The sequence below is a fragment of the Salipaludibacillus sp. CUR1 genome, assembly GCF_021028955.1.
In the GTDB taxonomy this organism is placed as follows: domain Bacteria; phylum Bacillota; class Bacilli; order Bacillales; family Salisediminibacteriaceae; genus Salipaludibacillus.
Genome location: NZ_JAIWPE010000025.1, coordinates 119,336 through 132,526 on the forward strand (window position 1 = coordinate 119,336; position 13,191 = coordinate 132,526).

At 42.6% G+C, this 13,191-nt stretch carries 5 protein-coding genes; 1 reads left to right on the forward strand and 4 read right to left on the reverse strand.

The features are described 5' to 3' along the window. Nucleotides 1-2: 2 nt before the first annotated feature. Genes K8O68_RS06145 through addB form a run of 4 tightly spaced genes read right to left on the reverse strand, consistent with a single transcriptional unit; the run spans nt 3 to nt 11,799 of the window. Nucleotides 3-3,389 (reverse strand): AAA family ATPase, encoded by a 3,387-nt coding sequence (locus K8O68_RS06145; RefSeq protein WP_230896042.1) that lies wholly within the window; start codon nt 3,387-3,389, stop codon nt 3-5. Then, entirely contained in the window at nt 3,386-4,558 is a 1,173-nt protein-coding gene (locus tag K8O68_RS06150) for an exonuclease SbcCD subunit D (protein ID WP_230896043.1), read from the reverse strand. Before K8O68_RS06150 ends, K8O68_RS06145 begins: the two co-directional genes overlap by 4 nt. A 13-nt stretch (nt 4,559-4,571) precedes the next feature. Then, the gene (gene addA / locus K8O68_RS06155; RefSeq protein WP_230896044.1) at nt 4,572-8,312 is read right to left on the reverse strand and encodes a helicase-exonuclease AddAB subunit AddA; all 3,741 of its coding nucleotides are present in this window, start codon (nt 8,310-8,312) and stop codon (nt 4,572-4,574) included. Further along, nucleotides 8,296-11,799 (reverse strand): helicase-exonuclease AddAB subunit AddB, encoded by a 3,504-nt coding sequence (gene addB / locus K8O68_RS06160; protein ID WP_230896045.1) that lies wholly within the window; start codon nt 11,797-11,799, stop codon nt 8,296-8,298. Before addB ends, addA begins: the two co-directional genes overlap by 17 nt. A 144-nt stretch (nt 11,800-11,943) precedes the next feature. Between addB and K8O68_RS06165 the strand changes: the two genes are divergently transcribed. Continuing rightward, on the forward strand, nt 11,944-13,014 hold the full coding sequence (locus K8O68_RS06165) for an FUSC family protein (protein WP_230896046.1): 1,071 nt from the start codon (nt 11,944-11,946) through the stop codon (nt 13,012-13,014). The last annotated feature ends 177 nt before the right edge of the window (nt 13,015-13,191 follow it).

Below are 13,191 nucleotides of genomic sequence, written 5' to 3' on the forward strand. Positions count from 1 at the left end.
TTTTATAGGTTTTCCAATTTTATTGTACTGCCTTTTCCTCCAGGTTCAGCCGGGGTAACAAGAAGTTTTCTTGGAAGTCGTTCTTTTAACTCAGGGACATGACTGATGACTCCTACAGCCAGATGGTCTGTATGAAGCTGTTCCAGAGCAGATACTACGGTCTCCAATAATTCAGGATCAAGTGTTCCGAACCCTTCATCTAAAAAGAAAAACTCAAGAGAATGTTCCCCTTTTAATTGAATAGAAGCTGACAAAGAAAGGGCTAATGCAAGTGAGGTAAGAAAGGTTTCTCCGCCCGATAAGGTGGACACCGGACGTTTAACCCCGCCGTTAGCGTCATCTCTCATAATAAATCCTCCGCCAGAGTCCACTTCTATAGCGTACCGCCCTCTTGTCAGAACCCTTAAGCGTTCTGAAGCAAGCCTGCTGACCTGTACCAGCTGTTCTTCTGCAATAAAATCTACGAACTCTTTCCCGCGGAACACTTTATCTAGTTTAGTAAGCTGGTCTAACATATGCTCATATTCTTTCCTCTTTGTTTCAAGGCTTTCATACCTCTCCATTTTCTGCTTGATGTCTTCCAGCTGATGTTCAGCTGCTCCCAGTGAGGTGCGAAGCTGTTCCATTTCCACTTTCGCTTCCTTGAAACGCTGTTCCAGCACAGTTAAATCTTCCTCTGTCAGGTATTCATCGTTTAAATTGGTTTGTAATTCTTTATATTTCATGCTGAGTTCTTTATATTTGTCTTCGTGCCCGGAAATATCCTGTTCCCATTGCTGCAGTTTTTCCGGCTGCTGGCGGTAATGCTGCACCTCGTCAATGTCAGTGAAAGACGAGTCTTTTTTCTGATCGCGCCACCTGGCTAATGCTCTGGCATGGCGCTCTTCTGCTTCTTTAATCGCATGTCTGCATTCATTTAAAGCCGTTTCAGTATTCCTAAACTCATTTTCTGCCTTTTCCAGATGCTCTTTTGCGTTTGATGTGTTTGCTATTAAATTATTAAGCTTCTGTTCGTAGCGTTGAATAAGCGGATTTAACTCTTCTCCCTTGGTAACAGTCTCAATTTCCAGACTGATTTCATCTATTCTCTTTATCTGTTCATTATATTCAGATTCATATTTGGAATACTCCACTTTACAGGATTGAAGCTGTTCGTTAACTTTCTCTGCCTTAGACCGGCACTCATCTATAACAGGGACACTATTTTCCAGACGGCTTCTTGTTGCTTCTGCCTCTTCTTCTCTTTTATGAAACTTTTTCAGTATTTGTTCGACTTCGTTGTAAGGAATCTGCGGGAACTGTTTCTGCCAATCAGCCAATTCCTGTTTATAAGAAGCACGCTTGTCTTCAAGTTCTTTTTCCAGGTCACTGTATCTCTGTTTAGCCTGCTGTAATATCAGATTTTCTCCTGAAGTCTCTTCGTTAATTTTTGTCCATTCTTTAATCTCACTGTGGAAACGGCTGATTAAGTTATCTATACTTTTTCTCTGGCTTGCCCACTGCGTTTTCCATTCATTCCACGCGTTAGGAAAACGGGAGTCTTCCAACGGAGGCAGGACATCCTGTGATTCGTCCGTTTCATGCCTATCAGGAGAAAGATCCGCAAAAGGGGCTTGTTTTGCCGTCTGATCGAGCCTCCAGACAGATTCTTCAAACTGCCTTTCTGCCAACCGGATCTCTTCTTCTAAAGCCTCATAATTATCAGCTTCCTGAATTTCGGATGCTGCTGCTGCCTGCATATGTGCCGGTTCAACAGACAAGTGATGGTCTGTCGAACCACAGACGGGACAAGCCTCTCCTTTATTAAGAGACCGTCTTAATTCGTTGACAGCAGAATTAAAATAATTTTGTTTTTCACGCTCTTGAATTTCCTTTAAGCCAGCTTTAAGCGTGTCTAATAGTGTCTTTTTGTCTTCAACAAAGTTGTACCACAGACTGATTTGCCTGAACCGCTCCTTAAGATTGTCTGACAGGTTCATTTTACTTTTATTCACTGAATCAACTGCAGCCTCAGCTTTCCCGTAATCCTTTCCGGCTTTTTCAAGTCTTTCCTTAGTGTCTTCTATCTGACCTTCAAGGAATTTCAACTTATATCTTTTATCGGCCGCTTCCTTCATTTGATTTTTCTCTTCAGTGGCAGGCTCCGTTTCAGCAAGGCGTGTTTTCAGGTTCGCCTGAACTTCCTCATATTTTTGTTTATTTTTCATCACCTGTTTATGTGATTCACTCAGTTTTTCAATATCCTTACTCAGTTCATCACATTTATATCTCTTCTCATTTGCTTCTTTTTGACGGTATTGGAGGTCTTTTTGTTTGCCCTCCATTTGGCGGAAATTTTCAAGCAATAATTTAATCGGAACTTCATGTTCTTCCTGCTCTTTAAATGCTTTATCATATGTTTGTTTGCTGGCTTCAGCTTTCTGTTTAACAGATTTCAGCTGTTCTTGCGCTATGGTTTCTTTTTTTCGCCAGTGATTTAGCTGCTCGTCACTTTCATTTACTTCCTGGATATATGGAAAAAGAATATTTGCTTCCTTTGCCAATTTAATATTTTCTTTCTTTTCTGCAATTTCAGGCACTTGTTTTTCAAGCTCAGCAAGTTCTCTTTCCAATAATTGAAGCTGTTTATGCCATTCTCTCTGCTGTTTGCCTTTTTCATAGTCTTTCTGCGTAACCTCAACCGTTCTTTCCTGCTTTTTAATTTGTTTCTGCAGTTGAGCCACATGAGATTCAGCTTTCTTTAAAGACTGTATAGATGCCTCGCCTAGACCGGCTTGCTCTTTTTCAATCAGTTCTTTTTCATGCCTGGCAGAAACGAGTCTGTGGCGCAGTTTCTGATTTAATTCGTCTCCGTACTTTTCAAGATGGAACAAGCGTTGGAGCATTTTCCTTCTCTCTGTCCCTTTTAATGACAGAAATTCCGAGAACTTCCCTTGCGGAAGCACCACTGCCCGTGTGAAATCATCGATAGATAATCCAAGAAGAGATTCAGCTTCTTTCGTTACATCACCTGCTTTATCAGCAATAACGGCAGAGTTTTCTGTAACGTTTATCAAGCGGGCTGTAGCCTGGCGCAATCCGTTCTCTTTCGTCCGTTTAAACGTTCTTTCAACTTTATAAGTATTTTCCTTTTTGCCTTTTCCCAGTGAAAAAGTAAATGATACGGCCAGCTGTTCTTCCGCATGGTTTAGTATCCCTTGCGTATTGCCCGGTGCTCTTTCAACTTTTCCGTATAATGAGAGAGTCATTGCATCCAGAATAGAGGACTTCCCGCTCCCCGTCGGACCGAAAATACCAAAAACTCCTCCTTCACATAAACTGGAGAAATCAACTGTCTGTTTATCTCTGAAGCTGTGTAAACCTTGTAAGGTTAACTCAATTGGCCTCATTGCCCCTGCTCCTCCTCTTCCTCATTAACCAATTCCAGAAATAGACGTGTTAATTCCTCATCAGGACTCGCACCGCCTGTCTGCCTTTCATAGAATTGTTTAAAAAGTTCATCGATCGCCACATGTTTCCGTTCATAAGAACTGTCTTCCTCAGTATCCGGAAACACCGGCCGGATTGTCAAAATGCCGGGATATTCTTTTTTAAGTCTATGAATCTCTTCCATAGACGGAATGTCATCCATATGGATTTCAAGATCGATCCACGCATGGCTATCCTTTCTCTCCAGCATCCATTTATGCACTTGCTCCATTCCACCAGCAGCTTTCCATTTAACAAGAGGCTTTCCCGCAGATAGAGGGATTTCCGTAATCCTGGCATCCTGCATGGGATCTACTTCTACCATCGTCACCGATTTCGTGTAGCCTGTTTCTGAAAAACTGAAGGCTAACGGGGAACCTGAATAACGGGCTGGCGCCTGGCTATGCTTGATATTCTGTGGTCTATGCAAGTGCCCTAATGCCGTATACTGGACGTTTTTAGGGAGCTGGGTGCCTTTTACAGTGTAAGCTCCGCCGACTTCAATCGGCCTCTCTGACTCAGTTCCCGATCCTCCCGCCACAAACAGATGGCTCATCGCAATTCTTACATCCTGCTCTGAAAAGTCCTTTGTTAAGCGATTAAAGAACTCATTGATTTTCTCCCCGTAGACATCTCTCAGAACAAGTTCATCATTTAATTCGGAAAAGCTCTGTTTTAATCGTGATTCTGATGGATAAGGAAGACCTGCTATACTCAGAAATGTCTCCTTGCCCGCCACCGGAATTCGGAGCGGCATTAAAGACGGCAGACCCTGAATATAAATATTATGATTCTTAAGAATCGTCCTGGCTGCCGCAAGCCTGTCGGGATGATCGTGATTTCCGGATATGATAATTACCGGCCGCCTGCCATTATCTGACAGACGTGCCATACTTTCATAAAATAATTCTTCTCCTTTTGCAGGCGGGTTTACTGAATCAAATACATCACCGGCCATCAGCACTGCATCAGCTTTTTCATTTTCGGCTATCTCTGTAAGTTCTTCAAAAAAGGCTTCATGTTCACTGTGCCGGTCCCTGCCCTCGATTGTCCGGCCGATATGCCAATCGGCCGTATGAAGTAGTCTCATAATTCTGCTCTCCTTACATCTCCACTGTATAGTCGCCGTCAAATAAATATAAATAGGATGCTTTTACCGGTTCACCCCAGCTGTCTGAGAGAGCCTGGCGGTACACTTCCAATTGAAAACGGTACGTCTCTTTAAAATAGCTGGTAATCGTCTCCTTACTTTCTAAAGGAAATCTGTCCTGAATATTATCAGTCTTGTAATCAAGTAAAATCAGCCCGCCATCTGAATCTCTGAACACGGCATCAATCATTCCCTGCACAAACACCATTGCCTCATCTTTCTGCTTCCAGGTGGAATAAGCTTCGGAGGCAGGCATGCAATAACTGAATGGAATTTCCCTGTAAACGGCACCTGATTCAACCACTTGTTTGCCTAAGTCTGATTCAAAAAACCTGACGATATAGTCGATATTGACATGCGCCGCTTCTTCAGGAGTGAAAATTTCTTTCTTAACGAGCTGATTCACTTCTTTCTCTACTGTTTCCGCTGCTGGTTGGGAGGATAATGAAATATGCTGCATGACCGTGTGCATGATAACCCCCTTTTCAGAAGGTTTTACGATATCTTTTTGTAAAAATTTCGGTCTGTCAGCATATTTAGACTGAAAACCTGGAACCATTGACCGGTCGCTGTATTCATCTTCCAGCTCTCTCTTTAATTCGGTCACTGACTGCTTAGCCTGATGCATCGTTGCATCCGTATAAGGGTACCGCCACTCCAGCCTCGCATTCACCTCTTCTTTACAGTCTGACTCTTCCCGGACTGCTTTCAGTTCCCTGATGTTTCTCTCTATTTCCTCATCAACGGCCTGTCCTGTATTTTCCTCTTCGTACAAATCTGATAAAGTCAACACCTTAACCTTCCATGATGAAGGATCTTCCGCTACTCGTTCCGCCAGACTTTCTGTATTTATACCGTACAATTCCAGTAAAGAGGCTGCTTCCTTATGGCGGAACACACTTGGTGCCACCCAGTCTAAAAAGCTGGATGCTTTCTCTCGTACCATATCAGGCAAAGTCCAGTCTTTATGGGTCAGCGATTCAGTCCACTTTTCAAGAGACTTTTCAAATTCCTTTACTGTTCCCGTAATAAAGAGCTTTTCTTTTGCCCTTGTCAGAGCCACATACAGCACTCTCATTTCTTCAGCAAGGGTTTCTGCCTTAATCCTCTCTTTGATGACTTGCTGTGCAAGAGTAGGATAAGCGACTCTTAACTCCGGATCAATACGTTTTGTTCCTATGCCAAGTTCCTTATGAAGGAGGTAATCCCCTCGGATATCCTGCCTGTTAAACACTTTGTTCATTCCTGCAATAAACACGACAGGGAATTCCAGGCCTTTACTTTTATGCACGGTCATGATTCTTACAACGTCTTCCTGCTCACCTAATGCCCTCGCCGTTCCGAGGTCGTCACCACGTTCTTCCATCCGTTCAATAAACCTTAAAAATCTGAAAAGCCCACGGAAGGAAGTGGCTTCGTAGGAACGTGCCCTGTCATAAAGAGCTCGCAGATTAGCCTGCCGCTGCTTACCTCCAGGCATGCCTCCTGCATAAGTATAAAAACCCGTTTCCTGGAGAATGTCCCATATCAATTCAGACAGCGCACCGGACCGCGCTTTCTTCCTCCATGAACTGAGCTGGCTCAAGAAATCAGCACACCTTGTTCTTAAATCGCTATCCCCGTTAATGTCTGTTGAGGCGGTTTTTAGACAGTCAAAGTATGATGCCGACTGGTCAAACAGACGGATCGATGCAAGCTCTTCTTCTGTCATATTCATAACCGGCGACCTTAAAACAGAAGCAAGCGGGATATCCTGATAAGGGTTATCAATAATTTTTAATAATGAAATCATGATCCGCACTTCTACAGCTTCGAAATACCCGGTTGAAAGCTCAGCATATATGGGTATCCCGGCTTTTTTGAATTCTTCCATCATCGTTTCTGCCCAGGGCATAGACCGCATAAGAATAACCATGTCCCTGTATGTTACTGGCCGTGTCTTTTTCATGTTTTTATCATAGACAGGGTATTGGGAATGAATTAGAGATTTTATTTCTTTAATCAATGTTCTTGATTCCATCTGTGAAGTTTCAAGTTCTTCTTCCATAGACATTTCCGAATCGTTAACTGTTTCTTCATGGGCAGAGAGTCCTGTCTCTCCCTTATTTATTAACAGCAGGTTTGGTTCAAGCCCTTCCTGGTCAGGATAATCCCGGTTCCCCAATTTAAGCTCGGCTGCTTCATCATAAGCAATTTCCCCGACTGCTTCATCCATCACCTGGCGGAAAATAAAGTTCGTACCGTCCAGCACTTGGGAACGGCTTCGGAAATTCCTTGCCAAATCTATTTTCATTCCTTCCCCTTCTCCTGCAGGGGTGAAATGTTTATATTTTTTCATAAATAAAGAAGGCTCGGCGAGTCTGAACCGGTAAATAGACTGCTTCACATCCCCTACCATGAATAAATTATCCCCTTTTGAAACCAAAGTTAAGATGGTTTCCTGAACGAGGTTTGTATCCTGATATTCATCGACAAGAACTTCATTAAAGAAGTGGGCATATTCTCTTGCTGCTCCTGATGGGAGCAGTTCAGACGAACGCTCCTTGCTTGTGAAAATTTCCAGGCACAGGTGCTCAAGGTCGCTGAAATCCAGTACGCTTCTTTCTTTTTTCTCGTTCATATAGCGGGAAGCAAAATCTTTCACAAGGCTTGTCAGTTTTCTTATCCCCGGCGCCATTTTGTTCATATCCTCTATAATTGTATGGGGAGAAAGACTGAAAAACGCAGACTTGCAATCAGTTACGGTTTTTTTAGCCTGGTCACGCAGATCTTTGGCTTTGTTCTTTAATGTCTCATTTACTAATTCCTTCTTTGCGATAGGCGGCATACGGCCAAAACTAACCGTCTGAAAGCCTTCAAATAACTCGTGCAAGGAATTTTTGCCCTTTAGCTGCTCGAGTTGACTGATTTCATTTAATAACGTTTCTGCATACTTTGCCGGACCGTCGGGTTCTTTTGTAAGTTTAAGGGCCTGCTCCAGTAATTCAACCGCGTTTCTTATTTGTTTATCAGCATGAGAGGCTGCTTCCTTTCCCCATGGCAGATCTGCTAACGCCTCCGCCTCTTCCACTTCATAATTATGGACTAATTCATCAAGCCACCGGTACGGCTCGGGATGGGAACGGGAAAAATCATATAAATGAAGGATCAAATTCCTTAGTTTATCATCAGACCTGTCACCGCTGAACTGGTCAACCACATTAAAAAATGCCTGATTATCTTTTCTCCCGTATTCTTCTTCAAACAAGTCATCTATCATTTCTTCTCTAATCAGTTCGCCTTCCGTTTGATCAAGGATGCGGAAATTTGGATCTACGTCCACTTCATAATAATATTTACGGACCACATTCATGCAAAACGAATGGAGCGTGGAAATATTTGCTCTCTGGAGTATAGAGAGCTGCCTCCTCAAGTGGAGGGACCGGGGATCAGAGGCAAGTTTTTTCTCGAGAGCTTCCCCAATCCTGTGTCTCATTTCAGCTGCTGCCGCATTAGTAAAAGTAACAACTAAAAGTCTGTCCACATCAACAGGATGCTCTGCATCTTCTATCTTCCTGATAATCCGTTCAACGAGCACCGCAGTCTTTCCACTGCCGGCAGCTGCCGCCACAAGAATATTGTTTCCTTCAGCAGCAATTGCTTGCCACTGTTCATCAGTCCACGTGACGTTTTCAGGTTTAGCTTTCATTTTCATCTGCATCTCCTCCTCCCCGAATTACTTTTAATATGTCGTCATTTGATTGAGCCGGCAGATGCCGGTAATCATTTGAATCAAGACTTGCATCAAATTGGCAAAACGATTTGAAAGAACAAAAGGTACACGGTATTTTCTGTTTCTTTTTATAAGGTGTAAGAGCAATATTACCATTTAAAATAGATTCGCCTATCTGTTTGACATGATTTCTTAAATGACTCCTTAAATTTTCATAGTCACCAGGAGATATCACCTTGGAATTTGCATAAGGCTTTCCGTCTTTTTTTAATCCTGCAGGAACAATGTCTGAATGGCCTTGTTCCAGTGTCAGATCCATTTGCTTAAGCGCATTTAAAGAAGAAGACAGCAGCCCTTTCATTTTAAATTCCTTCAGTATTTTTTCTTCTATTTCTTCAATTGTAAGTTTCTCCTCTGCCTGAATCATTGGATTGTGGACATGGAAGTAAAGAACGCCTGCCGGCGATACTTCTGCCCCAAGCCAATCTCCAGCAAAACTGAGAACAACATCCAAATAAATAAGCATTTGCATCGCCAGACCATAATAAACGTCGTCCAGATTAATGTCTTTGGAACTGGATTTATAATCAAGGATTCTGACATACAGACCCTCTTCACTCTCTGCTTTGTCAACACGGTCTATTCTTCCTGCAAGCTCCACCGTATACCCGTTTTCAAGCTGAAATGTTAACGGAGGCAGCTGTTCGTCAGGCCCAAAACCGACTTCCAGTCCTGCAGGAGAAAAACCGGTTTTTTTCGCCTGCTCTGCAAGTACTGCTGAAGCACGTGCTACAACCTGTTCAAGCTTCTGCTGGATATAGTTGAAACGGCTCGAGCTGAGAAGAATTTGCCTCTGAATTTTGGGTGCCAGCTGGTCTACAATTGTTTTAGCCATATGAGCGGCTTCCTGTTTTGACAAGTGAGAGAAATCTTTCCCTTTCTCCCTCAAAGCTTCAGCCATTTCTTTCAGCGCCGCATGAAAAAGTGTCCCTATGTCCGGAGCTTCGAGTTTGTACGTTTCTCTTTCTTTAAGTTTCAATCCGTAATTAGCAAACTGCGAAAATGGACATGCGTTAAACTGCTCCATTCTTGATACACTGGTTTTAAGTTTTTTTCCATATAATTTTTCAGTCAGCTGCCGGGAGATAGGTTCCGGTTTATTATGATAGGTAAGGCTTCGGAGTACTTGCTCTGCTTTGCCGGACCAGACAGGCTGATTAATAAACCAGTTATAGGTATCCCACCATACTTTTGAAATAGGATAGCCTCGTTTCCAGCCTTGCAATTGCTGAGTTAAATAGGATAGAGTTTTTTGCGGATGGTTAATAAACTCTATTTCATTTGACTCTCCAGCATCCGCAGGTGTATCACATGCGAATTCCTGTTCCAAAGAAGGAAATAAGTCATAAAGCTGGTTTAAAATCATAGAAGGCTGCAGGCTCCGCCCCTCTTCATCTGCTAACGGATAAGTCAAATAAAGTTTTTCAGAAGGGGTCGACTGGGCCATATAGATCAGAAAATTTTCATTTAATAACTGGCGCTGTGCACCGGGGGCCAGCTCAAGCCCCTTCTCCTCCAAGAGTTCACGTTCTTCTTCCGAAATCATTCTTCCTTCATCAGGTTTTGCCGGGATCACTCCATCATTGACTCCCATAATAAAGGCACAGCGGATATTGGATAACCTTGACGTCTCCATACTGGCTACAACGACCTGGTCAAACGCTGGAGGTATAATCGAAAATTTCATGCTTTCAAAACCTGTGTCTATCATCTGCATAAATAATTCGAAGCTGACCGGCTCATCCCCGCTCGTTTCTACCATTTGATCAAACAGATGGATGACTCCGTCCCACATCTGATCATGCTCCCGGGCTTCCCTTAAGTTTTGATCACCGGCAGCCTCATTTCTCAATCGTTCGAGTTTTTCAGCAGCCCTAATATCTTCCAGCAGTTGAAACAAATCGGTGCAATAGTCTTTGACTGTTCTTGATTTCTTAAGGCGCTTCTGGAACAAAAAAACTGGACGTAATAAATCTTCTCTTAAACTGTTAATCTCTTCTTCATACAGATATTCTTCTTTCGTCTTATCTCTTTCATACTCTGCCGTTGTCTTCATCCGGTGATAAGTCCATCGCTCGTCACTGTACCATCTTTTACCCTGTATTCCATAAGCGAGAACATAATTCTCCAGCTGGTCAACTTTCTCGCGGATATTTTCTGATTCAGGGAATAAAAATTCTGTTTTCAACGCCCTGAAAACAGATTCATAACGCCAGTGACGGTGAATAATTTCAAGTGTTGACCGGATAAATTCCACTAGTGGATGATTAAGGGCTGAACGTTTTTCATCCATAAAAAACGGGATCCCTTCATCCCGGAAAACTGTTTCAAAATAATCGGCATATTCTCCCATGTTCCTAAGCAAAATAGCAATCTCACCATAACGGTAATTACGGGAGCGAACGAGTGATGTTATCTCCCGTGCCACTCGCTCCACTTCTCCCCTCTTATGCACGGCACTTATGAGATTCACGCCATCGCTGTCTTCTGAGGAGGGGGCAGGCCTTCTTCCGCCGTTGGCTTCCAGATGCTGCAGCCCTTTAGTTTTAAACCGTTTAGCCGCATCAAGAACCTCAGTGGAAAAATCACTTAGTTTACAGTCTTCACATAATAAAATCAGCTGCTGATATGTAGTGCCGGTTTCATAGAATAAGTCCAGCGGGTGAAGTATATGACCGGGAGCTTTAGGTTCGTCCAATGTGAGAGAAATAGTGACATCCTCCGCTATTTTAAATATCTCCCTCAATACATTCATCTCCACAGGAGTGAAGCTGTAAAATCCATCAATATAAAAAGCAGTGCCGTTCAGGTTTCCAGACTCAGGCAGTTTTTCTGCAAGCAATTGGAGGTAGTCTTCAGAACCCACGTATTTATCAGCCAGCTCTTTTTCCAGACGTGATAATATGATATGGATATCAACGAGCTTATCAAGCATCATCTTGCCGGAGGCTGAACGTTCTTCTTCATTTTCCAAAGAATTAATTTCTTCCTGAAGTGTTTCAGCATCTATCTGATAGCGTTTCATCTCTGTGATAGTCTGTTCCATTTTTTCCACAAAACCAGGTCTTGCAGACGTTTTTTGAAACATTAGAAAACTGTCTTTGTTCCGTTCAATTATTTTCCGTATGAGCATATGGATCCCGGTCTTTTCAATATGATAACGGGAAATCCCTCCAACTTCCTGAAGTACACGCAAGGCAAGCCGTGAAAAACTCAGCACCTGAACACGAGTCATCCCGCGTCCAAATTTCTTTATCAGGTTTCTTTCTACCTGGAATGTCATCTGGTCAGGCACAAGATATATGACAGGAGCCCCCTGCGGGTCTGCCCTCGCCAATTCAAGAATTTCCTTTTCAATGCGGGTCGTTTTACCGCTTCCTGCCCGTCCTGTCACAAAATTAATAGCCATCTTGTTCACCTCTAAGCTTTAAATGTAAAATATACAATCATACGTTCGTACTTGTCATTGTATCAAAAAATCAGGAACTAATATAGATAGTTCTTTCCATGATACAATCAGACTGATGATTACACAGATTCGGAGTGACTCACATTGAAATTGAAAATAATTAGAAAAGGAACCATAGGCAGAAGAATTATCAAAACAGCTATTGCCATTTTTATTACTTCACTCATTTGCCTTGCTCTGGGTCTTCCGGCTATTTTTGCAGTGATTACTGCGATTGTAACCGTGGAACCGACGACACACGATTCGATAAGAAAAGGGATGGAACGGTTTCCTGCCTCAGCCATCGGCGCCGGCCTGGCAGCCGGCTCTGTGTATTTATTTGGAGAAAGCCCTTTATCTTACACTCTAGCAGGTTCTTTAACCATTATTTTCTGCCAGAAATTAAAGCTCCATTCCGGGACATTGGTAGCTGCTTTAACTGCGGTCGCTATGATTCCTGATTTGCACGGGGATTTATTTTATTCTTTCCTTATCCGCCTGGGAACGACGTCAATTGGGCTTCTTGTTTCCACGTCTGTCAACGTGCTGATTCTGCCTGCTGATTATTTACCAAAAATTAAGCAGCGGCACAAAAGCCATATTAAAAACATGGAAAAGATTTTATCCGGGACCCTCGACGAAATAATTAATAACAAAGAACATATCCGGCAAAGTACCTTTGCCGCCAGTCCTTATGATTTACTAAAACGGGAACTTTCACATACGCAGCAGCTTATTGAATATCAGAGAAAAGAGCTTAAATATCACCGGTTTAAGATTACAAAATTCCGCGAGCTGGTCAAATTGAAAAAAACAGCCGATTACCTTCAGCGGGCAGGTTTACATCTTGGAAATTTACACTTTTTGCCTAAGACAATGGATCTGTCCGAATATGAAAGAAGATTAATCAAGCTCACCCGGGAAGAAATCAGCCATATGCTGTCCCACATGGACGAACCTTTAAAAGATGATTACATCAGGCTAGTAGATGAGCTTAATAATCATTTACGTTACGAATTTTCTATTTCCGGGCCGGTTAAAAAGTATAATTACGAGCATCAGTTAAGTGAAAAAATTATACTGTTCTATGAACTGATAGCTCTCCAGGATTTATTTGAGGACCTTCACCATCACTTAATCCATACTCAAAATAAAAAGCCCAAAACCGCCGAATGAATTGTTTTCACGCTGATGCTGCCTTCCTCTGTCTGGGCCACAGATTTCCATAACCATAAAAAAGGCAGCTGGTTAAACCAGCTGCCTCTGACTGACTATTAAAGGATGTATAGTTATCTCCTTGTTTTTCTTCTTTTAATAAATCTGTAGACCATTGTTGCCCCTTTACCGAGCAGA